The 26,816-nt window shown below is 61.0% G+C and carries 20 protein-coding genes, 4 pseudogenes and 1 riboswitch; of the genes and pseudogenes, 11 read left to right on the top strand and 13 right to left on the bottom strand.

The genetic code is table 11. The annotated features are described in order from the left end of the window. Positions 1-169: 169 nt before the first annotated feature. The 11 genes and pseudogenes from QA639_RS34645 to QA639_RS34600 all read right to left on the bottom strand — a co-directional run bounded on the left by QA639_RS34645 (position 170) and on the right by QA639_RS34600 (position 12,923). Positions 170-1,073 (bottom strand): annotated as a pseudogene (locus QA639_RS34645) (terpene synthase family protein). Then, positions 1,070-2,614: a hypothetical protein gene (locus QA639_RS34640; protein ID WP_283088345.1), complete on the bottom strand. Its 1,545-nt coding sequence runs from the start codon at positions 2,612-2,614 to the stop codon at positions 1,070-1,072. The pseudogene QA639_RS34645 and the gene QA639_RS34640 overlap by 4 nt, the downstream one beginning before the upstream one ends. Before the next feature lie 150 nt (positions 2,615-2,764). Continuing rightward, on the bottom strand, positions 2,765-3,766 hold the full coding sequence (locus QA639_RS34635) for a polyprenyl synthetase family protein (RefSeq protein ID WP_283090667.1): 1,002 nt from the start codon (positions 3,764-3,766) through the stop codon (positions 2,765-2,767). 99 nt (positions 3,767-3,865) lie between these two features. Beyond that, a complete protein-coding gene (locus tag QA639_RS34630; RefSeq protein ID WP_283088344.1) occupies positions 3,866-5,203 on the bottom strand; it encodes a cytochrome P450 in 1,338 nt (445 codons plus the stop codon). Between the two features lie 5 nt (positions 5,204-5,208). After that, on the bottom strand, positions 5,209-6,051 hold the full coding sequence (locus QA639_RS34625) for an SDR family oxidoreductase (RefSeq protein WP_346283746.1): 843 nt from the start codon (positions 6,049-6,051) through the stop codon (positions 5,209-5,211). A 168-nt stretch (positions 6,052-6,219) separates the two neighbouring features. Then, positions 6,220-6,345: pseudogene (locus tag QA639_RS41815) on the bottom strand (ferredoxin); the annotation flags it as partial. 13 nt (positions 6,346-6,358) lie between these two features. Then, complete coding sequence (locus QA639_RS34620; RefSeq protein ID WP_283088342.1) at positions 6,359-7,648, bottom strand: cytochrome P450; 1,290 nt, start codon at positions 7,646-7,648, stop codon at positions 6,359-6,361. Positions 7,649-7,735: 87 nt separating this feature from the next. Then, positions 7,736-8,203, bottom strand: a pseudogene (locus QA639_RS34615) (cytochrome P450); the annotation flags it as partial. Positions 8,204-8,687: 484 nt separating this feature from the next. Continuing rightward, entirely contained in the window at positions 8,688-8,885 is a 198-nt protein-coding gene (locus QA639_RS34610) for a hypothetical protein (RefSeq protein ID WP_283088341.1), read from the bottom strand. 17 nt (positions 8,886-8,902) lie between these two features. Next, positions 8,903-11,254 carry a 5-methyltetrahydropteroyltriglutamate--homocysteine S-methyltransferase gene (gene metE, locus QA639_RS34605; protein WP_283088340.1) on the bottom strand — a complete coding sequence of 784 codons (2,352 nt, stop codon included), beginning with the start codon at positions 11,252-11,254 and terminating at the stop codon, positions 8,903-8,905. A 108-nt stretch (positions 11,255-11,362) separates the two neighbouring features. After that, positions 11,363-11,582, bottom strand: a riboswitch (cobalamin riboswitch). Between the two features lie 543 nt (positions 11,583-12,125). Continuing rightward, positions 12,126-12,923 (bottom strand): glycoside hydrolase family 12 protein, encoded by a 798-nt coding sequence (locus QA639_RS34600; RefSeq protein WP_283088339.1) that lies wholly within the window; start codon positions 12,921-12,923, stop codon positions 12,126-12,128. 187 nt (positions 12,924-13,110) lie between these two features. Here QA639_RS34600 and QA639_RS34595 point away from each other — a divergent pair, with 187 nt between their 5' ends. The 11 genes and pseudogenes from QA639_RS34595 (at position 13,111) to QA639_RS34545 (ending at position 24,862) form a co-directional block, all read left to right on the top strand. Next, positions 13,111-13,386, top strand: coding sequence for a hypothetical protein (locus QA639_RS34595; protein ID WP_283088338.1), 276 nt, complete (start codon positions 13,111-13,113; stop codon positions 13,384-13,386). Positions 13,387-14,641: 1,255 nt separating this feature from the next. Next, positions 14,642-16,720, top strand: coding sequence for a hypothetical protein (locus QA639_RS34590; protein ID WP_283088337.1), 2,079 nt, complete (start codon positions 14,642-14,644; stop codon positions 16,718-16,720). Between the two features lie 559 nt (positions 16,721-17,279). After that, on the top strand, positions 17,280-17,702 hold the full coding sequence (gene tnpA, locus QA639_RS34585) for an IS66-like element accessory protein TnpA (protein WP_283088336.1): 423 nt from the start codon (positions 17,280-17,282) through the stop codon (positions 17,700-17,702). Further along, positions 17,699-18,052 (top strand): IS66 family insertion sequence element accessory protein TnpB, encoded by a 354-nt coding sequence (gene tnpB, locus QA639_RS34580; RefSeq protein WP_283088335.1) that lies wholly within the window; start codon positions 17,699-17,701, stop codon positions 18,050-18,052. The genes tnpA and tnpB overlap by 4 nt, the downstream gene beginning before the upstream one ends. Positions 18,053-18,121: 69 nt before the next feature. Then, positions 18,122-19,711 carry an IS66 family transposase gene (gene tnpC, locus QA639_RS34575; protein ID WP_283088334.1) on the top strand — a complete coding sequence of 530 codons (1,590 nt, stop codon included), beginning with the start codon at positions 18,122-18,124 and terminating at the stop codon, positions 19,709-19,711. Between the two features lie 416 nt (positions 19,712-20,127). Then, positions 20,128-20,517, top strand: a complete 390-nt coding sequence (locus tag QA639_RS34570) for a c-type cytochrome (RefSeq protein ID WP_283088333.1) — start codon at positions 20,128-20,130, stop codon at positions 20,515-20,517. A gap of 409 nt (positions 20,518-20,926) precedes the next feature. Beyond that, positions 20,927-21,514: pseudogene (locus QA639_RS34565) on the top strand (inner membrane-spanning protein YciB); the annotation flags it as partial. A gap of 755 nt (positions 21,515-22,269) precedes the next feature. After that, positions 22,270-22,458, top strand: a complete 189-nt coding sequence (locus QA639_RS34560; RefSeq protein ID WP_283088332.1) for a hypothetical protein — start codon at positions 22,270-22,272, stop codon at positions 22,456-22,458. Between the two features lie 204 nt (positions 22,459-22,662). Next, positions 22,663-22,833: a hypothetical protein gene (locus QA639_RS34555; protein WP_283088331.1), complete on the top strand. Its 171-nt coding sequence runs from the start codon at positions 22,663-22,665 to the stop codon at positions 22,831-22,833. Positions 22,834-23,470: 637 nt separating this feature from the next. Continuing rightward, positions 23,471-24,484 carry a hypothetical protein gene (locus tag QA639_RS34550; RefSeq protein ID WP_283088330.1) on the top strand — a complete coding sequence of 338 codons (1,014 nt, stop codon included), beginning with the start codon at positions 23,471-23,473 and terminating at the stop codon, positions 24,482-24,484. Positions 24,485-24,496: 12 nt separating this feature from the next. Beyond that, complete coding sequence (locus QA639_RS34545; RefSeq protein WP_283088329.1) at positions 24,497-24,862, top strand: hypothetical protein; 366 nt, start codon at positions 24,497-24,499, stop codon at positions 24,860-24,862. Between the two features lie 173 nt (positions 24,863-25,035). Here QA639_RS34545 and modC read toward each other — a convergent pair whose 3' ends face one another. Together modC and QA639_RS34535 are read right to left on the bottom strand one after the other, a co-directional pair. Then, positions 25,036-26,202, bottom strand: a complete 1,167-nt coding sequence (modC, locus tag QA639_RS34540; RefSeq protein ID WP_283088328.1) for a molybdenum ABC transporter ATP-binding protein — start codon at positions 26,200-26,202, stop codon at positions 25,036-25,038. After that, positions 26,199-26,381, bottom strand: coding sequence for a hypothetical protein (locus QA639_RS34535; RefSeq protein WP_283088327.1), 183 nt, complete (start codon positions 26,379-26,381; stop codon positions 26,199-26,201). The genes modC and QA639_RS34535 overlap by 4 nt, the downstream gene beginning before the upstream one ends. Between the last annotated feature and the right edge of the window lie 435 nt (positions 26,382-26,816).

Below are 26,816 nucleotides of genomic sequence, written 5' to 3'. Positions count from 1 at the left end.
AGACGTCGGATATTCAAATCACGGAGCAAGCGGCATTGATGTCGTCTTAATTACTTTGAGTGTCTCAAGGGGCGGTGTCGGTCATGCTCGCTCCATCGCTCTTATCGGGCGGCGGCATTGCGTCGGATCCAACCGACGGCAGCGCGCGTACGCCGCGATTCCAGCGAGTTCAGTCCGGCGTATGCCGGCCTCTCCTCGCAGCGCTGTTACCGGTAGCGGCTGGTCGAGGTCTGGTAGTACTGCACGCGGATGGCCGTCATGGCCTCGATCAATGGTCCCCACGGCGCGGGAAAGCGTTCTTCCGCCATCACGCGGTGCAGCATGCGAGTGTAGCCGGCCAGTTCGTCGTTGAGGAACTCTACCACAGGCATACCCGGATAGCGCTGCAGAAGCAGGATGGCCGCATTGTCGACCTCGCCGGCCAACCTGTCCTTGTCGCGTCCAAAAAGATCGTTCTGCAGGCGCCCTATCGCAGAGATGAGCCGCATGACCTGGCGAAACGCCGGACGCGTACGCAAGATCGCCATGTCTAGCCCCCATAGCAACGACAGGCAACAGAACACGTTCGCGTAGCCGATCGAATCGATGCCGTTATGCAGGTACTCGGCGTAGGACCAGCGTTCCGCCCCCGCCGCCTGCGCGTGTCCGGCGCGCAGCGCCGCGCAATAGCGCCTGGTATCGTCGAGAAGCTGAGCATAGTCGCGACGATCGTAGGCGAGCGTGGCCATCGAAGCGCGCAGCACGGCGCACCCCTCGAATCCGGGAAGCTCGCACGGCATGCCGAGCCCCAGCGCCTGCTCCGCCGCGGTGAGTTGCTCCGGCGCGATCAGGCCAAGGTCGTTGCAATCGTCGAGCCAGAACAGCAGCGCCAACTCGCGACAGAACGCCACGATTAGGGTTTCGTCCTGCGGATCGCGGCCGGTGCGGGCGCTGTTGTCGCGCAGGCTCGGCTGGATGCGCTGCAGGATGTACTGGCCGCCTCTAACCGCTTCCACGGCATGCTCATCGGCGAACCCGGTCAGGGAGCGCCCCCACTCCAGCACCTGCTGCAGCGCGCTTTCGGTCTGGCTCATGGCGCCGCTCCCTCGGCCGGGACGCGCCGCCCCCAATGAAGTGCCAGCCATAACCCGGCGAGTTCGGCCACACGCACGACCCGGGTGGGGCAATAAAGCTCCTTGCCGATCCACAACGGCGTCTGCGGCAATACATGCGCCCGATGGCGGGCAAGCATCCACTCCAGCGCTCGCGCCACCGCCTGCGCGATGCGCCAGCGCGTTGTCGGCTCTTCGCTCCCGTCCATCACGTGCAACGCGAACAGCGCATATGCGGTTTCCTCGAATGTGGACGCATAACCGGCGCCCCAGCTGCCATCGTCGCGCTGCGCCTGAAGTAACGCCGCCAGCGCATACTCGTCGCGCCACTGGGGCTCGCCTTGCGCCAGCGCAGCGAGGGCATGGGCGGTGGGATACAGCCACGAGACGTGCCATTTTTCGTTGTCCCATAGACCGTGCGAGTTGCGATTGGCCTCGACGTAGGCGCTCGTGCCGGCGGCGGGTTTTCCCAGTAGTCGCAACGCATGCAGGGCATGGATGTTGGTCGACACCGAGGCATTGCGCTCGCCGGGGAAGGTGACGAACAGCTCGCCGATTTCGAAGTGGCGCAACGCATTGATCGCCGGGTCGCGGCCCGCAAGGCGCAGGACGCACAACGCAACGGCGGTGTCGTCCGCATCGGCAGCGAAGTGCAAGGCCGGGCCCAAACCGCGCACGCTCAGGCGGGTGTCGAGCTGCGCGACGATCACGCGCACCGCATCGGCGAGCGCGGGATGCGCGAACAGCCTGGCCAGATGCAGGGTGTATAGCGACCAGCTTGGCTCGAACACATTGATCGGCCAGACGTTGGGAACCACGCCTTCGATGCCGCTGCGCGTCGCCCGAGAAGCCGCCTTCAGATACGCGTCGGCGCGCCCGACCTGCGGCGTGCTCCCTTGTATTGCGGCGTGCGCACGCCACGCGGCGGTGGCCGCCGGACTGATGCCGATGCTGCCGTCGTCATCCGGGCATGCGGAGGTCGGCGACGTCCCCCAGGCTTCCCAGGAGTGCAGCAACGGATGGCCGCTCGGTAACCTCGTCACCGCCCCCAGCTTGACCTGGCACGCTTGCTGCAGCGGCAATAGCGCCGGGTGGCGCGGAAACGCCACGCCGCCCAGCAAGGATGCGGCCTCGCCGCAAAGCTGCGGCAGGATCAGCTCCACGCCGATCGGCGCGTCTTCCGGCACCACATGCGCGTAAGGATCGGGCTCTCGCCGGAGGAACCGGGTTGCAGCTTGGACTGCGTTGGCAGCGCCGAAAAGAGGATCGGCACGCTGTAATGCCAGCAACGCCGCCCATGTGGGCGTATGGCGGAACAGCGGGAAGTCCGCGCTTCCCCATCCGCCATCGGCCTGTTGCTGCGCGATGAGCCACGCGTATGCATCCTGCCGACCGGTGATGTTGCCGTGGAACTGCAGAGTTCGCGCCGTGTCGTAGACGGACGGACCGACGCTGCCGCCATCGCTCATCTCGCTCAGCAGGTGGCGCAATTCGGAAAGGATCTGTTCACACAGCGCATTCACGCGGGATGTTCTTTCTGCAGACGGTTGACGAGGCAGACAGCGCGGCCGTGCTGGGCAACCGCTGCGATCGGCCCCGTGAACTCGGTCATATGCAGCATTCACCGCTGCCGATCGCAGCGGCACTGGGGGCCTCCATGCGGACGGGCGCGCTCATGCGCATGGCGTGTACTTGAACAGAAGCGCGTTCGCACGCTGCAGGATCTGCGCCAACCGTTCCGCACGCGGCCCCAGCGGGACGATGGTCTCCCCGGCGTCGCGCAACAGATCCGACGCGAACTGGCGCGCCGCCTGCAGCCCCATGATCGACGCACAGGTCGGCTTCTGCGCCGCCGCGTCCTTGCCGGGAGTCTTGCCCAGCGTTGCGGTATCCGCTGTCGCGTCGAGAATGTCGTCGATCACCTGCAACGCCAGGCCGAAACAGTCGCCGTAGCGATTGAGCGCACCGTACAGCGCTGCGTGCGCGGCATCGTCCGAGATCGCGCATAGCGCGCCCATACGAACGGACGCGCGCACGAGCGCTCCGCTCTTCATCCGGTGCATCGCCACGATCTTGTCGAGTTCGACGTGCTTTCCAACCAGCGACAGATCCATGGCCTGTCCGCCTGCGGCACCCTCGGCTGACACCGCCTGCGCTAGTTCGCGCACGAGCGCGATACGCTGGTCGCCCGGCGTTTCCAGGCTCGCCAGGATCATGAAGGCATGCGCCTGCAGCGCATCGCCGACCAGGATCGCAGTGGCTTCGCCGAACTTGACGTGCACGGTCGGAAGACCGCGGCGAAGCACGTCGTCGTCCATTGCGGGCAGGTCGTCGTGAACCAGGGTACAGGCGTGCATCATCTCGATGGCGGCGCCGACTTCGTCGAGCACGCGTGCTGATGAGGTGCCGGCCAGCGCGCCTGCGGCCATGCACAACAAGGCGCGGGTGCGCTTCCCGCCTTGCAGCGTGGCGTAGCGCATCGCCGCCATCAGCTCGGTCTCACCGTCGTATTCGGCGCAGAGACGACGCGCCAGCGCCTGTTCGACGCGCTTTGCGCCGTCCTGCATCCAGATCTCCGGCGGCGGCCTGCCGATTTCGTCGTGCACTCGCGCGCCCAATCCGCCAAGCGCGCAAACGCCAATCCGCTGGTCAAGTAGCCTGGAACCGGTCTGCATGTTGTTCATGTCCTTGTACCCGACAGGAGACGGCCACGGCGAGCCGTGAGCCGCCGACGCCGCTGCCTCGCCACACCGGGCATGTGATGCGATTCCTGCTCATGAGAATCCGATGCGGATTGACATGGACGGATGTGCGATCGGGTAGTAGCGCCGACCTTTTTCGACCCCATTCAGCAACCGCGGGCGTACCCCTGTTTTGTGCATGGTCAGCGCCAAGGCAATGCTGAACTGCACCAGTTCCAGCCACGCCAAGTGGTAGCCGATGCAGACGTGTGGGCCGGTACCGAACTGCAGCATGTCCACCGGTCGGATCGGCTCCGTGCGTTGCAACCAGCGCGCCAGGCGGAACTGATCCGGCGCCTCGTGCAGCTGCGCCGAAGTCGAGAAATGCAGCAGCGGGATGCACAGATCGGTGCCCGCGGGAATGCGCCGTTGACCAAGTTGCAGATCCTGCAGCGCGCGACGCACCAGGAGCGTGGTAGCCGGATGCATGCGCAATGTCTCGCGGAACAGCGCCTCGGCGACCGGATACCGCGCCAGCTCCGCGTGCCGGGTCGGCACCGCGCCCGCACGTTGCGCCTCCTCGACCAGGGCGTCCCACAGCTCAGGCTGTCGCGCCAGTTCGATCACCATCCAGGCCATCGTCGAGGCGGCTGTGTCGTGACCCCCAAGCAGCAGCAGGCGGATATTGGCGACCAGGACATCATCGGAGAGCGCATCGTCGCTGCGATCGAAGGCGCTGACCATGTCGTTGATCAACCCGGTGCGCGGGGCATGCGCGCGCGCGTCGCAGACGAACTGGCGCAACTGCGCGTCGATCCAGTCCCTTGCGGCGCGGCCGCGCCGCAAAGGCAATCCGGGCAGGTCGACCGGGGGCGCCACGATCAACTGCAGCAATTGCTGGTACTTGCTTTGCCATTCCGGCAGGTCGTGCGCGGGGATTCCCATCAGGCTGAAGATGAGCTTGAGCATCAGGCTGCCCGTTTCGCGCAGGATGGTTACGTTGCCGCGATCCCGCCACGCCTGCACCCGCGCCCAGATGATGGGCGCGAATAGCTCGCCGATGCCGGCCTCGGCCAGCCCCTTGGGCAGGAGCGCCGCCTTAAGGGGATCGCGCGCCTGCCGGTGAGCGCGGCCGTCCTGGACAACCAACGTTCCGCTAAACAATTCGGGCGCGATCTCTTCGATCACCACCGAGGACACGTCCTTGTGCCGGAGCAGTGCGAACGCATCCAGATCCAGACAGGTCATCAGCCGTCCAGCAGGGCCGAAATCCAGCCAGAAATGGCTGCCCAGCGTCCGTTCGGCGCGGCGCAGCAGGCGCGGCAGGTCGCAGACGATGGCGGGAAGATGTCCAATCAGGGGGAAGGCGCCGGGCGCGACCGGGATGTCGTGCCGCACCCGGTGCCGACGGTTCAGTGGGTTGAGCAGCATGTCTGTCAGCCGCGCGGCACCGTGACCGCGGCGATGTGGCCGGCAGGCCGCGCTGCGGCGCTGTTGCCACCCTCGGCGTATGTCGGCACATGCGCCAGCATGCCGCCGTCGATGCACATGACCTGGCCGGTGATGAACGCAGCATCGTCGGAGAGCAGGAACGCCACCAGCGCCGCTACGTCCTCGGGGCGGCCGACGCGCGGCAGGAGCTGGTGCTGGCGCAGATGCCGTTGCATGTGCTCGTCCAGCTTGGCGAGGAGACGCTCGGTCATAATGAGACCCGGCGCAACCGCGTTGCAGCGGATCTGCACCTGACCGTACTGAGTGGCGAGCGAGGCCGATAGCATGTTCATCGCCGCCTTCGAGGCGGCGTAGGACGTCAGCGCGGTGTCACCGCTGAGCCCCTGGCACGACGACATGTTGACGATCGCGCCGCCGCCGCGGGCGATCATTCGTGGGATGGCCTCCCGGCAGCAGAGCAGCGTGCCGCGCAGATTGGTCGCCATGGTCTGATCCCAGACCGTCAGGTCCAGGTCGACGATCGCGCGATCGCGCGGGGTCAGATGCATGGCGCTCGCGTTGTTCACCAGCAGGTCGACCCCACCGAATTGCCGCTCCGCCGTCTCGAACAGCGCTGCCACCGCCTGCGCATCGGCGATGTCCGTGGCCAGGGCCAGCGCGTGACCAGCTTCAGACGCGATCTGCGCGGTGCAAGCGATGGCCGCCGAACCATCAATGTCGGCCGCTACCACTTTGCAGCCCTCGCGCGCGATGGCTAGGGCGCATGCCTTGCCGATACCAGCGCCGGCGCCGGTCACCACGGCCACCTTGCCTTCAAATCGTCCCATCGTGTCCTCCCGGATTGCGTTGGTCTTTCGCGGCATGCCGCTCCAGCTCGGCCGGAAAGGTGCGGGGTCGGCGCTGGCGCGCTCCTCATCGCCAGCGTCGCTTTCGATGACCCGAATGGCGGCGACCGGGCACTGACTGGCCGCGAGCCGCACGTCGGTGTGCAGTGCCTGCGGGACCGTCGCCACGCACACTTCGGCTACGCCGTCCGGTTCGCGCTGGCGAAAGGTGCCCGGTAACGTCAGCACGCACTGCCCGCTTGTTCCGCACAGATCCTGGTCGATCACGACGCGCATCTCAGCCCGCATCTCAGCCCCCCTGCGCATGCAGCCGCACCGGCAGGGCGCGAAACGTTCTAAGGAACGCGGAGGGCGCCCGGATCGGCTGCTCGGCCAAAGCGAGCGTGGGAAAGCGCGCCTGGATCGGCGGCAGGCTCTCGGCCAACTGCACCCGGGCCAGTTGCGCACCGAGGCAGAAATGGATGCCGTGGCCGAAGCTGAGCATGATCTTCCCGTCGGTCGACATGCCAGGACTGGTGCCGTAGAACCGCGCGGGATCGAAGCGGTCAGGATCGGCGAAGGCGTCCGGGTCGCGATTGCCGGCCGCAAGTAGCACGCGCACGTCCGCGTTCTTCGGGATCACCACGCCGCCCAGTTCGATGTCGCGCTGGGCAATACGCGGAATGGAGCTGAACATGGCCGGCGCGTCGCAGCGCAGGACTTCTTCGACGAATGCCTTCACCCCCTCGGTGTCTCCGTTGAGCCAGTGTCGCTGTTCGGGATACGCCAGCATCGCGAGGACCGCATGGTCGATGGTCGCGGCAGTGGTAGCAAAGCCGCCCAGCAGCATGCCCCACAGCATGCTCATCAACTCCGCATCCGACAGCGTGTCGGCATCGTCGTCGTGGGCACCGACCAGCATCGATACGATATCGTCGCGGGGATCGGTGCGCTTGCTCTGTACGAGGTCGCCGAAGTAGGCCTGCACCCTGGCGCTGGCCGCGTCCGCCGCGGCGAGCTGGTGATCGCTGGCATGCGGGCTCAGGCCTTCCAAAATGGCGCCGACGCCGGCGGCGAGCCCGAACATGTCGTCCTGCGGCATGCCAAACAGCTCGGCGAAAACCAGCATCGGCAAGGTCAGCGCGAATTCCTGATGCAGGTCCACTGCCTCCCCGCGCTCCAGCGCGGGAGTCATGCCGTCCAGACACGCTGCGACGATGCGCGCGATGCTCGGCCGCAGGTTGTCGATCTGACTCATGGTGAAATCGCGCGAGATCAGCCGGCGCAGACGCGTGTGCGTCGGCGGGTCCTTCATCGCTAGCGTGGACGCCAGTAGATTGAGCGACAGGCTGGTGGCCGCACGCGGAAAATAGCGCGCCAGTTCGCCCGGCGCCGGTCCCCGAAACGCATCGCCCGTGGCCTTGAGCGCCCAGAGGATGTCGGCGTGGCGGCTCAACAGAAAGAGGCCCGACGCTGAGCGATGCACCGGATCGTGCTCACGCAACCACCGCATGAACGGATGTGGGTCGTAGAGGCACGCTGGCGACGCCAGTTCGGCGAAGGCGTCCCGACATACTGCCGTGGCTTCTTGCACGTCCATTTTGGTTACCAATTGGCTGGCTGATCTGACGGGAGCGCGCGCTGGTAAATTGCATAGAAGATCGCGATACCCGGTGGCGTCCGCGCATCACCAGAGCACCGGAAACGCCTCGAACCCACCAGTGATGATGTCCTTGAGCAACTTCAGTTCTTCGGGCGCCACGGCCAGGCGCAGCGCAGGAAAACGCTGGAAGATCGAACCGAACAAGACCTTGAGTTCGAGCCTTGCCAGCGCTGCGCCGATGCAGTGGTGCGGTCCGTAAGAGAACGCCAGGTGCGGATTTTCGTCGCGTCCGATGTCGAAGTTTTCCGGGACGCCGAAATGGCGTGGATCAAACGACGTCGCCGGCAGGTCGACCAGCACCTTGCTCTCCGCGGGAATATGCATGCCCGTGATGGTCACATCGGTCCTCGGATAGCGCATGATGCCGTCCCAGCCGGCGCCCGGCGGGTACATGCGCAGGATTTCGTCCACCGCCTTGTCCACTAGGGATGGATCGCCGACCAGGCGTTTGCGCTGTTGCGGATGGCGGAACATAGCCAAAAGGCCGAATTCACTTTCGTTCGTCGATGATATGATGACAGGCGGGGAACGCGGCCGGACCCTAGGGCCTCAATTTGGCTTTAGCCATCTACCTAATCTTGTAGTAGCCCCTAAGCCAAAAGCTTGGTGGCGCAAAATGTGCGGAAAACTCTTCGCCATGCGCTGCCAAACGGAAACCTACTTCCGATGGGGATCCGCCTATGTTGGTTGGCCGCATGCGACGTATCGCGCCCCTTCGCCGGACCACGGACTTGAAGGCGCGATGCGTTGCTCGCCGCCGGTGTTGACTAGCGTCACCTGTTCGACGACAGCGCATGCGGCGCGAAAGACTACCGCACTGGCTTAGCGCGGGCGGCAACGCCCATCTCGTCCAAATGGAGCGAATAGGTTTGCCCCACGCGATGCTGGCCTCCAGCCCGGTCGGCACCTTGAATCAGAACCCACCGGGAATACCCAATCGAATCGGCCTCAGACGATCATGCTCCAGCCCTGCGAGTCAGATGCGTTGTCCGGCAGACGTACCGATGTGAAGCGCCAGAATCTCTTCTGGCGTTTCGTTCACCTCGATGGTTTGAGCGCCGACGAATTCGAGGATCGTCTTGTCGCGCTCGCGCGACATGCCGCCAACGAGCGAGATATTGACATAGTAGGGTTCCGCGTTGCCGTAGCGGGTGCATTTGATCCAGAATTGCATCGGCGGCCTCCCTGAGATCAGCCTGCTGCCCGCAGCTCGCGCGCGGCCGCAACCATATTGGCGAGCGCCGGTCGGACCTCGTCCCATTTACGAGTTTTCAGGCCGCAATCCGGATTGACCCAGAGCTGGTCGTCGGACAGGCGCTGCCGCGCCAGCTTGAGCAGCGCGGCCATCTCGGTCACCTCAGGCACACGCGGCGAGTGGATGTCGTAGACGCCGGGTCCGATCTCGTTCGGATAGCGGTAGTTGTGGAATGCGTCCAGCAACTCCATCTTCGATCGCGATGTCTCGATCGAGATCACGTCCGCATCCATCGTGCCGATCGCGTCGATGATGTCGTTGAATTCCGAGTAGCACATATGGGTGTGGATCTGGGTCTCGTCCCGGACACCCGACGAGCAGATGCGGAAGCATTCTACCGCCCAGTCGAGATAGGTCGCCCACTCCGAGCGCCGTAGCGGCAGGCCTTCGCGCAAGGCAGCCTCGTCGATCTGGATCATGCCGGCGCCGGCGCCTTCGAGGTCTGTAACCTCGTCGCGGATCGCGAGCGCGATCTGGCGGCAGGATTGACTGCGCGGCATGTCGTCGCGGACGAAGGACCAGTTCAGGATGGTGACCGGGCCGGTCAGCATCGCCTTCACCGGCTTTGTGGTGAGCGACTGCGCATACTGCCACCATTCGACCGTCATCGGTTTCGGACGGGACACGTCGCCGAACAGGATCGGCGGCCTGACATAGCGCGAGCCGTAGGACTGCACCCAGGCGTTCTCGGTGAAGACGAATCCTAAGAGCTGCTCACCGAAGTACTGCACCATGTCGTTGCGCTCGAACTCGCCATGGACGAGGACGTCGAGGCCGATGCTTTCCTGCCAGCGCACGGTGCGTGCCGTCTGGTTTTGCAGGAAAGTCTTGTAGGCGGTATCACTCAGGTCTCCCTTGGCGTGCGAGGCGCGCGCCTTCCTGATTTCCTGGGTCTGCGGGAAGGAGCCGATTGTTGTCGTGGGGAAAGCTGGCAGGTTGAAGCGCGCATGCTGCACTGCGGCTCGTTTCTCGAACCGACTGGCGCGCCGGCGCACTGCCTCGTCGATCCCGGCAATACGGCTTGCCACCTTCGCGTCGTGAATGCGCGGCGAGGTCTTGCGCGCTAACGCGGCGGCGTCGGATGCCTTCAAGTCCTTTGCGATCGACCTGCGCCCGCTTGCGAGCGACCTGCCGAGCGCGGCCAGCTCTTCGATCTTCTGCACGGAGAAGGCCAGCCAACTCTTCACCTCGGCGTCGAGCTTGACTTCCAGCGCGAGATCGATCGGTACATGCAGCAGCGAGCACGAGGGCGCGATCTGCACGCGGTCGTTGCCGAGCTTTGCGACGACTGGCTCAAGCCGGTCGAGAATTCTGCTCAGATCGGCACGCCAGATGTTGCGGCCGTCCAGCACACCGAGCGAGACGACGCGGTCGGTGGGCAGGCGAGCGAGGTCGTCGAGCTGCTCGGGCGCGCGCACCAGGTCGAAATGCAAACCGGCCACGGGAAGCGCGAACGCCGTGTCGCGGTTCTGGCCGAGGCCGCCGAAATAGCTCGTCAGCATGATCTTGATCTGCGGCACAGCCCTGGCGATTTCGGCGTAGGCACGCCGCAGCGCGTCATGAGCTGCCTCGTCGAGATCCAGCACCAGACAGGGCTCGTCAATTTGAACCCATTCCGCGCCGCTTCTGGCAAGCTCCCGCAGCACCTCGGCATAGACCGGCAGCAGTCGGTCCAGCAGCGACAGCGGCTCGAAGCCGGCATCCTTGCTCTTGGCGAGCTTGAGGAAGGTGACGGGACCGACCAGCACAGGTCGGGTCTGGTAGCCCAGCGCCTTGGCTTCCTCATATTCCTCGATCGGCTTGCGCGAGACGAGACGGAATTGCTGATCCTTCGCAAGTTCCGGAACCATATAGTGATAGTTGGTGTCGAACCACTTGGTCATTTCTTGCGCCGGCACGCTTTGGCCATGATGGGCGTTGCCGCGGGACGCATCGTGCGGGTCGCCTTGGACATCACCCTGGGTGCCACGCGCCATTGCAAAATAGGTCGCAAGCGGTATCGAGCCGCTGGTCCAGCCATAGATCGGGGCAATCGCTCCAACCATCACCGAGGTGTCGAGCACCTGGTCGTAGAACGAGAAATCGTTCGACGGGATCACCGAGACACCGAGCTTTTTCTGCCGCGCCCAGTTGGCGGTGCGCAATCCGATCCCGGCTTCGATCAATGCCTTCTCGTCCGATGTGCCGGACCAGAAGCTTTCGAGCGCAAGCTTGAGCTCGCGGCGTGGACCGATGCGCGCCGTACCAAGAGTTGCGACCGCAAGTGAGGAGATAGATGTAGAGGACATTGGCTTAACCCCAAATGGGGGCAAAGGCCGTGGTGACACGTCTGGACTCCGCAAGGCGCGTTGAGCGCAAACGGGTCGCAACCGCACCACCGGGACACCCCGCCCGTGGACGTTAATGTTGCCGAGGCAGGTCTCCTGGCTCGCGGGTCCTAGCTATCGTCCGGCCTTCCCGAAGCTTGCGCTTCAGTGGCTGAAATGGACGATGGCTCGCCGCTTACAGTTGCGGGGGCAGCGCCGGCATTGCTTCGTTCCGAAGAACCTGCGCACCGGCTTCCCTCTTAGCTCCAGGTCAATCGTGATCTGGAGAACCTCAACGGTTTCGATTACCTGCAACGGAGGGAGTGCGTCAACCCTCAGAAACTATGGTTGTTGCGGCATCCCAACGGGAATGATGCTCGGTACAACCGAAGAATAGAGTGACTTGTAGTGGTGCAAACCCAACGATCGCATAGAGTTCTGCGCGCTTCTGCATGCTTTCGACAATCTCGTGCGCGTCGCCATCACGTGAAATAGCGGCATAAAGTCTGTTGCACCCTGCTGGCACCCCCAACGCGGACACTGGCCAATGACCGTCGCGCAACCGATGGCCTCAAACTCGGCGGCCGTGCAGAAGGGCGTCTTGCGGGCGAGAGGGCCCTATCCTGCCGATGTCGGAAGCAGTGATGGAGCGCCCGCCGGTGCTGGCGGCCTTCCCACGCCTCAGTATGAAAGCCGGACCAGCTCATTCCGAGCGGAACTAAAATTCGGCTCGAAGCGCTCGGATACGCTGTCGACCCAGAGGCGGAGTATCCAGGCAGGCTTATGTTCCATAACAAGGCGTTCGAACCGTTTGCGGCTGGTGCCCTTCAGATCATCTCCGGCACGCGGATCTTCACTTCGAGGTCACGGTCCAGTTGTTGAAATTGAAGTTCATTCCCCCAGGAGAGGAGGTGATCTCGACTCCGTATTGGACGCTACCGACGTTTATGTCGCCAAAATAGCCCGTCGACTTGATCCACTGCAGGATACTCTTGATGTCTACTGTCCCGCTGTTGGTCTTCGAAGTGCACAGGAGTGAGATGACCTTGTGACCATTGAAGCCCTCAAACACGTTCCAAGTCGCCCCGCCTGCATTGATATTGCGGTAAACCGGGATCGCTGCCCCGGAAGGGGCATAGTGATATGAAATCGGCTTTACGTTGCCGCTACCGTCCGAGTTTCCGGTGTAGTTTGTCCAGAGCATGATCTCCTGCTGGTTTGAGTTGCCCCAGATATCGTAGGCGGCGTCCCAAGCGCCACCAGCAGGAACCTCCTGATTGAAGTTCGAGCTCAGAGTGTTGATTGAACTGAGCGGTTTCCCGATATTGAAGGACTCGTGCGGATAGCTCTTGATGCCTTTCGTATTCGGCTGGTTCGACCATACGCTCCACTGGTTCGAGTCACGCACCGAAATCGTTTGATGCCCAGCGCCAGCGCCCCATACATCGTTGTTCCAGGAATACCCGTTGCGCGAGAAGTTCCCGTACGGAGCGCTCGAACTCCAAATCGGAGGCTTTGCCGCTACAGGCGCGGCGGACGATGACCTGATTTCATTCACAGTCTGGCTAAATAAGTCATGATTCTCCTGTGTGCTGACGTCCCAAAATTCCGGCCCGCGCGAGCCGGCACCGTTTATCCGATTGGATTCCATGGGGCTCTCCTTGCTCTTATAAGCGACAAAGCCTCTTGCCGATCGGCTCATCGCCTACCTGGGTTCGCGACCAAGCTCAGTCATCGCCGGCATTTGCGTCTACAGACCAAGGTCGAATGTAGGCAGGTTAGCTTTCGAGAAGCTGACTAGAACCGCGGCACTGAGCAGTTGAATCGTTGAAATTGACTTGATTTGGCTGAAGGGTTTGGACGGCGCACGCCATTTTTACGCGCGCCTTCTCGGTTGTGAGCATCCAGTTGACGCGGGCGGGCTTGACATTGCGTTCGTTTCTCCGGGCGACGAGCCGGGGAAGACTATCGATGCGCCTACCAAGTCACGCGTTGGATTCCAGTCAGCTGGAAAGCCCCGCGGGGACTTTGAGGCAGGATTTGTAAAAATGAACATTTTCGGTTGGATTTTGCATATGCCGGCGATCGTTTGGCCGCCTTACATTGAAGAATAGACGCATTCGCGTTCTTTACGTTCTTGATGTCGAAACTCCGTACCAGTCTCGCGGATTGCCTCACGTTCCAGGCGGAGGGCCGGGGCAGGTCCGCGTGAACCGAAGCCATCGCGGCGCTCGGTCTTGGTGCGCGAGAAGTTTGGGGAGATCGGCGAACACGATATCGCTGTCTTGTCGCATCCCGCCGGTAGAGAAGACTGCTACGCGCTTCGGATCGATTTCGGACAAGTTAGCGATCTTGGGCTTAATCCTATTCTCGTCGCATTTCGTGCCGCTTGCCGGTCCAGCATCCGCCAATACGCGCGAAGCCGCAATGGCGTGCAGGGGCCAATCAGAGGTCGCGGCCAGGACTGTGCGTCCAGTCTCGGCGCATATGTCCATTTCATCTCATCCCTGAGCCAGAGTGCCTGAAAGGCGCTGCGCGCGATGCGCGCTAGAGGCTGTGCCTTCGAATCTTCGACTTCGCGCACGTTGGCGGTCGTTGCTGCCGCACGTCCTCCAGTATCGAACGGCCCCTCAATATCTATGGTGACGTGTTCATATTCCCACGTTCTGGCGGGCAGCCAAACCGGCTTCAATTGACATAGAAAGTGGTTGGGCTTCTTGCGTCGAACTGGACGGTGTCTGCGAAACTGTAACGCAACAAATAGCTGCCTAGCAGCCTCAGGCGTCGTGGTGCGCGCGAACTGCAAGACAAGTTCCTCTTTGTCCGCGAGACCAGCCGTGCAGGTGAAATCTCAACAACGATGTCGCTTAGCGAGCGTTCAATCTGATGCATGGCGGTGAGCGAGCGCGCCAACGGGCAGCTCGGAAAGCCGATCGCTGAGATGATGTCACTTAGATCACGGACGGTGCCGTTTCAAGGCCAGATCAACATAAACGGCTTGAATCTCACGCAGCGTCAGGTTGTAGGCTCGGAAAATCATAAGTCATCTCGCCGGAGCGCATCGTGCCATCGGCAAGCGGAATGTGAGCGGCCACGGCGTAAGTCTCGGTGTCTCCGAGCAATAAACGATCATCGGGGCATCGTGCCAAGAGATCGGCGGATGAGGTGAAGGGGGAGAATGCTTGGCGACCCAACTCTCAGTCTCATTGTCTACCTTCTGGGCGTCGCGGCCACAAACAACGCGAACTGCAAATAAATGCAGCTCCGGCTGCATGGGACTTTACATGCCCTGATGCTGGACCGTGCGGATCAGCATTCCTCTTCATAGACGCGAGGCGCCTGCGGCGGAACCCAGGAGTGATTATGCAGATGTCGGCACTTGACGCAGCACTAACCGAGATCGATCGTTCGCATCAGATACGTGAATTCTCAATCGCCGTGCTCAAGCACGCAAAGCAGCTTCGGCAGGCGGATCAAGCAGCGTTCCTGCAAAAGGCAGCTTCGCAGTTCCAACGTAGATTTGTAGAATGCTTCGAGGAAAACATACTCGCTGGGAAATCGTGGGACTACGCCACCACCTGCAATGCGATAAGCCGGGCGGGTGGAGGTGAGGCTGGCATAAGAGCCTGCGAGCGCATTGCTGCTCGCGTGTCGCGGCTTGATAATGCGTTGATCAAGAAGGTCGGATTCAGGGCCATTTCGCTCCTCGCATCGTCTTTCAGTCGGCACTTCAGGGTGACGGAATGCTGTAATGGAACAGTCCGGTTGGCCGAATTCTGCGGCGATCACGGGGTTGCGTTTCAGGAATTGAACAGTCAAAGTCTGGCGTCGCTGGTGAACGGTTTCAGCAAGTGGCCGAAACAAGCGGCTTGCCGTCGGGCTGCGGTCGCAATCGCAAGTGAAGTCATCCGCCGAGCGGATCGCCCCGGTCGCCTCTCGGATTTTGCTCCGCAGGGACTCGCAAACCTGGTGAATGGTTTCAGCAAATGGGAGAAAGAGGCGGTCGCGCGCGAAGCCACAGGGATGATCGCCGCTGAGATTCTCCATGGTTCCATCGAGCTCTCTGAATATACCCAACAGCATTTGGCGAACCTGGTGAATGGTTTCAGCAAGTGGTCGGAGGACGAAAGCTCTCGGCAAGCCACAATCGCAATTGCGGGTGAGATCGATCGTAGAGCCACCCGAAGCATCAATTTCAATCAGCTGGACCTCGCGAGCCTCGTGAATGGTTTTAGCAAGTGGCCAGAAGAGGCTGCCTGTCGGCAGGCCGCGGTCGCACTTGCCCGGCAAGTCCTTCACCCCCATGATGCCAGACGCTCACAGTACACTCCGCAGGCACTGACCAACCTGGTGCACGGCTTCAGCAAGTGGTCGAAAGAGGCGGCTTGTCGCCAAGCGGCAGTCGCACTTGCCGGTGAAATCGTGGCCGCTCAAATATCCCACTATACTGAGCAGGCATTGGCCAACTTGGTGAATGGTCTTAGTAAGTGGCCGCAAGAGCCGGCTGCTCGGGAAGCAACAATTGAGATTGCGCGCGAGGTCATTCGCCGTCCCCGTCTCTCTCAATTTGGTAAACAGGCGCTAACAAACCTGGTGAATGGCTTCAGCAAGTGGCCTGAAGAGGTCGAACTTCGGAAAGCCACGGTCGCGATCGCGAGCGATCTCGTTCGCCATGACGTCTGGCCTTCCAATTTCAATCAGAAAGAGCTCGCCAAATTGGTCAACGGCTTCAGCAAGTGGCCGGAAGAGGCAGTCTTGCGTGACGCGACAGTTGAGATTGCGAGTAAGGCCCTCTGCCGTACCGGTTGGCTGTCCAATCTAGCGCCGCAGGACCTTTCGAATCTGGTCAACGGTTTGAGCAAATGGCCCAACGAGGTGGCTCCTCGCCAAGGCACGATTGCGATCGCTGAGGAGGTTCTTCGCCACTCCACCAAACTATCGGATTGTACCCAGCAAGGATTGGCAAATCTGGCGAACGGGTTCAGTAAGTGGCCTGAAGAGCAAGCCTGTCGCAGAGCGACAGTCGCACTCGCGCAAGTCGTCCTTCGCTCTGATGTTGCTCAGTTCTCTGACTATGCTGAGCAGGCGCTGGCTAATCTGGTGAACGCGTTCAGCAAGTGGCCTGACGAGGCGACCTTATGCCAAGCGGCAGTCGAACTCGCTCGTGAAGTCCTTCGTCGCGCTGATCGCCTCTCTGATTGCATTCCGCAGGATCTTGCTAATCTGGTGAACGGTTTCAGCAAGTGGCCTGAAGAAGCGACCATTTGCCAGGCCGCGCTCGCACTTGCTGGAGAGGTCACGCGTCGCGCCGCTCGTCTGTCTGATTTTACCGAGCAGGGATTGGAGAATTTGGTGATCGGCTTCTGCAAGTGGTCGAGAGAGCCGGCATGTCGCCAAGCCACAGTCGCGATTGCGACGGAAGTCGTTCGCCGCGCCCATCGCAGATAGCGGCCTCCGAGTTTACTCGCCAGGATCTGAAGGAATCAGTGCAGCTTCCAGAACCTGGCTAGACGAGCACGCGAGTTACGATGAGATAGCGAAAATCGCCCAAATCTATATATTAAGCGACTCCAGCTGCGTCGGGTCAGTGCGGAGCTCAGCTGTGTTCAGATCACAAAATCCAAGAGACAGTGATGATCCCTCAGTCGGTAATGTCGATTGGATGGCGAGCCGCCGGTATTGAGGGAGCGGGCGCAGCTGCTTGGCGACGGGTAGCGCCGATTGATGCGAGTGGGCCCGCCGAAGTCCTGAGAGCGCGGTCTCCATTCATATTCACGAGTGATTGCCAGTTGAGAGATGCAAGGCAAATTGTGTGCGCGAGATGGATGTTTCAGAAGTTCTCTGTGCACTCCGAAACGGCCGCAAGGGCCTTCGTCGACGAGTGGAACTACATCTGCAGGAAGTGAGAGCTCCCACACGTGGTCGAACGTAAGCGCTAAGCCAGAACCCTTGCTTCGGGATCTGGATAGCCGTGCGAAGAAGCCTCCGGGTTGGACGGAGGTTTGGGATGGGATTGGACAGCAAAAAGGACGTCCATTTAGACGGCTCATCTGCGGGGTCGGTGAGCCGGCTGGAGATCCTCGAAGGGCCGTCAGGACGTCGTGTGCGTTCGGAAGCTGAGAGAGCTCGGATCGCTGCCGAGAGTCTGTTACCCGGTGCTCAGGTGTCCGAGGTGGCGCGCAAGCACGGAGCGACGCGCTGGCAGATCTACGATTGGCGACGGCGGTTTCGACAGCGAGGTATGTTGCCGCCGTGCGAGGCGTCCCCGCCGACATTTGCTCCGCTGGTCGTGGACCATGCGTTGGAGGAGCGTCAGGCTCCGGCGATCAAGCTTGAGATCGCCATCGGTGATGTCGTGCTGCGGACGGATACGGCCATAGATGCTGACGAGCTATCCCGGGTGATCCGTGCGGTGCGAGCGTCACGATGATCGCGGCCGGTGCTGATCTGAAGATTTACGTTGCCACGCGGCCGATCGACTTCCGCTGTGGCCACGATGGGCTTGCGACGAAGGTGCAGGAGATGCTTCATCTCGACCCGTTCAGCGGCGCAGCCTTCGTGTTCCGCTCGAAGCGAGCGGACCGGATCAAGATTTTGGTCTGGGATCGAACGGGCCTGGTGTTGGTGCACAAGCGCCTCGAAGGTTGCAAGTTTGTTTGGCCAACGATCGCGGACGGCGTGATGCGGATATCGCCGGCGATGTTCGCGGCCTTGTTCGAAGGGCTGGATTGGAGATTGGTCCGCCCGGAAGAAGCACGGCGCCCGCAGGCGGCGGGATAACTGCGGCAGAATGACTCGGCAGTTATATTGAACGTGGTACACGCGGCGGCGATGTGCTCGAAATAGCGCATGAGCATCGCGGCGCTGCGCGACGAAAACGAACACCTTAAGGCGCTATTGGCGCAAACGCAGGCGGCCTTGAGCGAGCATCAGGGGGCACTGGCGGCGTCGGAAGAAGCCCGACGCCGGCTGGAGGTCATTCTCGGCGAATTACGACGCGACAGGTTCGGCGCGAAATCCGAGAAGCTGCGACCAGATCAGTATCATTTGCCGCTCGAAGACGTGGAGATCGCGCAAGGCATCCTGGATGCCGCGCAGGAGAGAGCCGAGGCGGTGATCCAGGGCCGGTCACGGAACGCGACGGATCAAAGCTCTCATCGCAATCGCGGCTGCTTGCCTGCCCATTTGCCGCGGGTGGAGCGGGTCATCGAGCCTGCGAGCACGCTCTGCCCGTGCGGTTGCGGCGCCATGACGAAGATCGGCGAAGACGTCAGCCAGCGCCTTGACGTGATCCCGGCGCAATGGCGCGTGCTGGTCACGCGCCGCCCGAAATACATCTGTCGCCGCTGCTCGGGCCCCGTCGTGCAGGCGCATGCACCGGAGCACGTCGTGCCCGGCGGGCTGCCGACCGAAGCGGCCATCGCGCACGTGATCGTCTCCAAATTTGGCGACCATACGCCTTTTTACCGTCAGGCCGAGATCTATGCGCGCCAGGGCATCCGGCTTGATCGGACGACACTGGGCAACTGGTCGGGCCGCGCCTGCTTCCATCTTCAGCCCATCGCGGACCACATGCGCCACCACTTGGCCATGGCGGATCGGCTGTTCATGGACGAGACCAAGGCGCCAGTACTCGATCCGGGGCGCGGCCAAACGAAGAAAGGCTACTTCTGGGCGATCGCCTCAGACGACCGCGGCCACAGTGGTCCAAGTCCGCCGATCGTGCTGTTCCGATATGCCCCCGGTCGCAGCGGTGCCTTTGCTGAGCAGTTCCTGAACGGCTTTGGCGGACACTACCTGCAATGCGACGCCTATGACGGGTATGACCGGTTGAACGAAGTCGTTCGACCGCAAGGGCCGTGGACGCTCGTGCATTGCTGGAGCCATTTGCGCCGGCGCTTCGTCAAATTGGTACGCAACAGCAAGTCGCCGATCGCCGAAGCTGCCGTTCGGCACATCGCGCAGCTTTACGCCATCGAAGCCATGGTGCGCGGCTCATCGCCGGACATCCGGCTGGCCGCGCGCAAGGAGCACTCGCTGCCCATGGTAGCCGCGCTAAAGTCGTGGTTCGAGAAACAGCTGTCGATGATCTCCAGCGGTTCGACACTCGCCGAGGACATCCGCTATGCACTGAATCATTGGCAGGGGCTGACCCGCTTCCTCGAAGACGGACGTCTCGAGCTCGACACCAACCCGGTCGAGAACGCGATCCGGCCAATCTGCCTGACCAGGAAAAACGCTCTCTTCGCAGGACATGAAATCGGGGCAGAAAACTGGGCCTTGCTCGCGTCGATCATCGCCACCTGCAAGCTCAATTACGTCAACCCGGTAGCCTACATCGCCGAAACACTTGAGGCGATCATCGACGGCCATCCCCATAGCAGAATCGGCGACCTCATGCCGTGGCGCTTCCGCAAGGCGTCAAGCCAGCCTCAATAGGGCCCCGGCCGAGCGCTTACGGTCGAACCCGGGTCGATCGACCAGTGTGATCGGCTCCAGTGCGCTACTGAACGGGCTTTGTTCGCAGCCGCTTCCTGACCTTGAGGCAACTGTGCTCCCAAAATAGCTAAGGCGTCAGCCGTCTTTCCCCGGAGGCGCAACGGCGTGGGTCGCTCATTTTCTTTTGACCCGGCGCAGCAGCACCAAGTCGTGGCGCTCAGGACACCCACGTCCAGCTGAGTTCGAGCCATTTATCACGCGGGATTGTCATGGCCTGCCGGTTCTCACCTCGCTTGAGCGGGCTCAAGCGACGCGTGAACGGTTAGAACAGGCTTGAATCCTACGTTGCGTCAAGTTGTAGGTTTGGCGACAAACCAGCCCTTTCCATGTCAGGCTGGAGAAGAAAGGATAAGTTGATGAAAGTGATCGTTCTCGCAACTCTGCTGTTTGCCGCCGGAATTGGGCAGGTGAGCGCCCAGATGGTGGCGCGCGGAGAAGTGAAGTTCAATGCCTGCAAGGCATGTCACCAGGTGGGCGACAACGCTAAGAACACCATCGGTCCAACCCTTAACGGGCTGATCGGACGGAAGGCGGGATCGGTCGAGGGCTACAGCTATTCAGAAGCCATGAAGAACTCTGGGATCACTTGGACCGAGATGGACCTCGCCGAATACATCTTCGATCCGAAGGCGAAGGTTCCTGGCAATAAGATGGCTTTCAGTGGACTGAAGGATAAGCAGGCAACTTCCGATATAATCGACTACTTGCACACTTTCGACAAGGCGCCTGTTAAGCTTCGTCAGTGAAGCGGCCGCCCGGTCGTGAGAACAGCTCTGAGCCAGCGGTAAGTCGTCAAGTTTGCGCTTCGCGGAGCGAGACAATCATGATTATACCTGCGCTGCTGCCCGATATCGCGGGTGGCAGACTGGGGTCATCAGCAGCCGTCGAATGCGCGGCGGCTCAGTGGATGATTGGCAGTGTCCTGTGTTCTGACGATCGAGTGCATCGATGCCGAACGCGCCGAATAACCTCTAAATCATCGGGCGACTTGGTGATGCTGTCTTGAACGAAGCAAGCACCGCCCTGAACCAAGGCTGCGGCTACCGCAAGCATGCCTTGAGAGGATCGGCTTCGAAGGGGGCCTGAAGCTCACGCCGCGTCAGATTGTACATCCTCAACCTTAGCGGTCCAGAAGGTGAATAGAAGGGTCAGAGAATGTCAGCCAGCGCTGGTGATAGACAAAACGGACCGATGCTCGACTTCGCAACCGAGCTCGGTCCGCTGATCGTCCTCCATGTTGTGAACGTCAAATTCCGAATTTTTGCCGCTACCGCCGCATTCATGGTCGTGACTGTCTTGACGGGGATCGCATCCCTTGTGGTCAAGGGCCACATGCCGATCACATCGCTGATCACCAGCGTCAGCGTGTTGGCGTTCGGTATGCTGACGCTGGCGCTGCATGACGATACGTACATCAAGGTCGAGGCAACCATCGTCAGCGGACTGCTTTCGACGCTTCTCGGTGGCGGACTTTTGTTTGGTCGCTCCTTCATCGTGGTGACATTGGATCGCATCTTCAATCTGACAACGGAGGGTTGGCGTATCCTCACCTTTTGCTGGGCAATGTTCTACGCAGTCATGGCGATCTTGAACGAGGTCATCTGGCGAACTCAGACCACGGATGCCTGGATGAATTTCAGGACGTTGGGCGTGACGACGTTGAGTCTGCTCTTCGGTTCCGTTCTGATGCCGCTGACCAGGCGCTACTATGCCGGGGCTGCATCGCCGTCCGCCCAATCATCTTTTATCCAAGTCCACGAGCAACTGCCCGAATCGGATTTCGGGAGAGATGTCGAGCACGGGCCGGCCGAACAAGAATCGAGTGACCGACGCGGCGAACGTCGCAATTGAGCGGCACTCCATTTCGGCATGATCCAGAGGCTGATCGGATCTAAACGGACAAAGAGATGAGCCGGCCGACAAACAGCAAGCATCGCCATTCATTCGCGGCAAAGTTCTCGCCCGGCGCGTTCCCGCAGCTCGGAGCCCTTAACGTCGAAAGCACGTTGATCAGGTAAAACCCTCACCGGGGCTACGAACGGCGGCATCGCCAACTTGACCGTCAATCAACTGATCCACGACGTAACGATCATCTGATGGTCCGTCGCGCTAACGCCCGATCCTGGGCCAAGCTTGTCACCTGGGCGGACAGGATCGTGCCGACCGGAAGAGGCCAACTGCATGCCCCGCACCTGACATCCGTGTCGATCATCGTCAGAGGCGACGACGTGAAACACTTGGAGTGTCAAGTCAAGCCGAAATCGAGGGACGTCCTCCCGCGCCTTCGGATATAACACCGGTGGAAGAATAGAATGAAGACCGCGCTGCGAAATTTGCAGGCACTCAGGTTATTGCGTGCATTCTCGAAGATCGACAACGAAGACACGCGAAAAGCCGTGCTTGAACACGTCGAGGCCGAAGCCGAGCCTTAAGAAGAATGCTAAAAGGAGTAAGAGCGGGACCGGATTATTTAGCGCACGCTCCTAGCCATCGTCCCCGTGGTCGAGATGCTTCTCGACGTTTATCGAGGGGAGCACAAGCGGTTTGGTCTTCCGGGGCTGCTCGTACCGGGACGCAAGATCCAAGAGCCGCCGCTTGATAAACGGGTCGGCCCGATCGGCAAGCTCGCGAACCAGACGAGCCCGCTGCCTGTTAAATTCATCGTCCAGCATGAGATCACCAAATAATCCCGTTTTTACTGTGGATCGTTCAAGATAGCTAGCTGTTGAATGTGTGGTTAAGCGAGCCGGGTCTCGACGGATAGGTTGCGGCTTGGAGCGAGACGTCCAGCAGCCGGCTGACGATCGTACGTTTCGGACCGTGTGTCTGATTGCACCGTCAACGTTCGATTGTTATCAACCATTACTCAATCGTCGCTATTAGAGGACGAAATGTCAAAAGTCGCTCCCTACCACACTGACTCGCCCGAATATCCGCCGGCCCATCGTAACGTCTATCACGACCACGACAATTGTCCCGCCGGGAAGAAGATCAAGCAAGCTCACCGCAAGGCAGGTTCGGCTGGACGGCCGCGTTGCGATGACTGCAAGGATCTCGGCTAATCCAAGGCCGCTGTTCAATTTCCACGCCTACCGACGGACTGCAGCGCGCGCCGACAGGCCTAACGCGTTAACAATTAGCGATAAGCGGGTCTCTCCGCCTTTTTGACGGTGAAGGGGCAATACATGGACTGGATAATCCGCGCTCGCCGCGAGGAGAACGAGAGGCAAGTTGATCTACCCGCCACCAGAGCAAGGGAGCGCGCCGGCTGCAGCATCGTGGCCGCAAATGAGCAATTTCATAAAGAGCTGTTCATTGTGAAGTCTGTCGGCGAGTGGAGGCACTGGAGAGAAAACGCTGGCGCCGCCTCGGAGCGAGCCAAGTCCGCCGGGGCCGCTGTCCTGGATCCGAAGTGGGAGCTCTGGTCTATGGTGAGACCTCGGCTTGTCGCAAAGAACAGGTCGGATCGGTCTGCCGCATCGCGCTTTTTGCTTACCGTTCGCAGGAGAAGGCTCACGGCTTTTCGGAGCACGGGACTTAATCCGCTAGCGTGGCCCCGCTCGCTGCAACCGCGCGCGCCTGCGTTTTTGAAGGTTCGATCGATAACCTGCGGAATCAAATTTCTCTATCTTCATTTCCAAGGCGATTTTTGGTTTCAGCTGCTCGGATGCTTTTTCAATGATTTGTTGCGGGGGCGCGATGAGATTCTGGACGAAGGGCAGTCGCCCATTTTTGTTTAGTGCATTGTTTCTACTGAGCGGATGCGCCATTGCGCCGGTCACGGATGACGTCGCGCATGTTTCAGCCTCCAATATTGCGAGGCAGATTCGCTGTGAAGCACGGCAGGCTGTGATTGACGCGTTACTCGGCTATCTCACGAGCGTCGACAACAACATGAATAAGAAGAAACTCGACGATTACTCATTTGCCATCGGTAACGAGCTGAGGCGGGCCTACAACGAGAATCCCGAGGCGATCAGAGCCTTCGATCCCTCTCAGGTGACTGGTTTCGCTCATACGGTGACAAAGCTGCTCTATAGCACGGGCATTGCCTACTATTACGATCTGACCGGCCTGGAGACCAATAACATAGATCCGGCGGCGAACCTCATTCGGCCGACGCCCATAACTTCACTGGTGACCCTCGGTCTCAGTGGCAGCTTCGACAGGCAGAGACAGAACGAATGGTCGTTTACGATCACGGACAACTTTGGAAACCTCGTTCAAAAGACGAGTGGGAGCTATTGCGCGAACCATCTGGTGAGAACCGAGGACTACGTCTACCCGATCGCGGGAAAAGTCGGGCTCGCCAAGTTGATCAAGGAATTCACCCTGATGAGCCTGTTTGAGAATCTTGATGAGCTCAACAAGGACGTTGCGACGGTGAAAAAAGGGCCGCCGAGCATGGTTCAGCAGCTTCAGTTCACCACCGCCCTCGGCGGCGGGGCATCACCCAAGATCGTCTTCGCGCCCTCAGGGCCGCAGCTACAAGTCACTGACGTGAGCTTTCCCGTCACCGTGTCGCGCAAGGATACGCACCAGCTGACGGTGGGCTTGTATCTGGACAAGGGCGAGGCAAAGGTCCTCGATGCCGCCCGGGGCCCGATTTACGAAGGTTCGCTCATCACCGCCTCAGGTGGAAGAGCCGAACAAGGCGCTGCGCGGGCAGTTCAGCAATTTCTGGCACTGAAGATTTTCAAGCCAGCACTATAGGGGAGTCCTCACATGGCAAAAGTCAAGAAAGCTAAGACCCGCAAACCATCGCGGGCCAAGAAGGCGCGGAAAGCTAGCAAAAAGGCTGCTCCGCCAAAGCCTGCTCCGCCAAAGCCTGCCCGTTCGGGAGGAACCCACGTCGACTTCGGAGTGCACGGCCTGGGAAAGATCATGACTGCCATACAGAACGCCGGCCTCGGTGATCAGCTCAATGCGCACCTTGCGAGTTCCGGACAGTTCGTCAAGGTGCACCGCAAAAGCCTGGCGGCAATTAAGCACTTCGTGAAAGAGAGGCCGCAACTTGCCAATTTGGCTCAGACCATCGGCGAGTGTGACTGTCCACCCGACGATCCGGGATGCGTTTACATTCCGGGGTGAGTGGCTAAGACGCTGACGACACTTGAATGTGCGTGATCGTGTCCGCCGTGTCGTCAGTACGTTCACTGAACTTCTATTCCTGACCTCCCGTCAGACGACATCCCGGCTAGAGGCGCAGCGGCGGCCGCCTTGGATGGGGCCGGCAGCCGCCGGCTTCGTCCTTTGTCATGGCATCACCTCACAGTGCTTGCGGGTCCAGCATCTGTCGGTAGGTTCGAGGTCGAAACGGCGTGCAGCGGCCGTTCAGAGGCCGAGACCAGAGAGATGCGCGCGATCTCGGCGACTACGTCCATTCCATCCCTGAGACCCATGGCATGAAAGGCGCGGCGCGTGATGCGCGCCAGGATGTGTGCGCCTATATCTCCAGTCTCGAGCGCAAGCACCAATGTGACCTCCGCCGCGCTGAATGGCAAAGCGGCCTTGATGCGCGCCGGAAAGACGTTGAGGATGGAGCTTGCGCGCGGTGCCTCGCGAGCAATGCCGACGTCGCAGGCTGCGATGCGCAGCCTCTGACGTGCGCCAGGTTTGAGTGGTGGTCCCGGCACCAACAGGCGTGCACCTTTGAGGCGGAGTATGATGAGCCCATAACGCCCATCATAGCCGCCGACCACGGCATCGAGGCTCATGGCGGCTTCGCTACGTGCCGCAAGCCACAGCGCTGGATCGCTTTGCAAGACATGCAACGGCCCTGCCGCAGTCACCCTGCCGTGTTTCATCATGACAAGATGATCGGCAAAGTGTTCGACTTCGGCCAGGTCGGTTCCGACATAGATCATCGGCAGCGTGAGCGTTTCATGCATGCGCTCGAGGAACGGCAGAATCTCGAGCCTGGCGGAGCGATCGAGCAAGACCAGTGGCTCATCCAGCACAAGTAATCGTGGCTGAAACATTAGCGCGCGGGCCATGGCAACGCGTTGCCGCTCGCCGGCGGAGAGATGTGAGGGAGCACGGTCAAGGAACGATGCCAAGCCGAACAGTTCGACCACTTCCTCAAAGCCGATCAGCGTTGGTCCCGATTTAGGCGCCGCATAAAGCAAGTGGGACCTGACAGACAAATGAGCAAAGGTGGTCGGATGCCGAAACACATAGCTGACGGGACGCAGATGCGCCGGCCGGAACGTGGTCGCATCCTGCCACACCTCGCCGTCGATCTTGCAGAAACCGGCCGGAAGATGCTGGAAGCCTGCGATGCAACGCGCCACCGTGGTCTTGCCGCAGCCTGGTGGGCCGAAAATAGCCGTCATGCCGCTTGCTGGTACGTCAAATTGCGCATCGAGCGGAATGTTCGCGAGAGAGCCGCTGAAGGCGACTTCGATGCGGCCCGGTTTTGCTGTCTTCACGTGCGCGTGCCCGGGCCGTATCGTTCGATCAAGGCTACGAGCAAAACGACGGCAAGCCCGAGCGTCACGATGATGCCAGTAAGGCAGCTTGTTTCGCTGGAAGGCGATCCCTGCGCCGCGGCGACGCCAACAAGTGCGCCGGCGCGATTGCAGATCGACAGTCTTTCGATGTGCGGCATCTTGAGCTTGTCCGTGCCATTCGCTTGACGTCCGCAACCGCGGCGGTTCGAACCTGTTGATACGGCCTCCGTAAACGGCCACACCGAAATCGTCGCGGTTTTATTGGCAAATGCCGCGGCTCTCGACCGCACGCGACAAAAATGGTGATCCAGCCATGAATTGTGAACTCGCAATGGTCACACTGTGATCCTTAAACTGATCAAGGCGAACAGCAACAAGCCTCCACTGAACTATGATGGCCCTCCACCTAGATGGAGAGGCTATTTGTTGTCACTAGAAAAGCCTCGTGTTGATGTCCGACTATCCCGGCTCCACGCATGCCGTATTTCACTTTGCAGGCGCCGATGCGACAGCGCGTCGGCAGGTTCGTTGTTTCCACAGCCACGAATCGCTTCGCCGCTTGACGAACTGGAAGCAGATGAAGCAGCTCAGGA

Source organism: Bradyrhizobium pachyrhizi, from assembly GCF_029714545.1.
GTDB lineage: Bacteria > Pseudomonadota > Alphaproteobacteria > Rhizobiales > Xanthobacteraceae > Bradyrhizobium > Bradyrhizobium pachyrhizi.
Note: the sequence above shows the minus strand (reverse complement) of the source record. Positions and strands in the feature narration are given on the sequence as shown.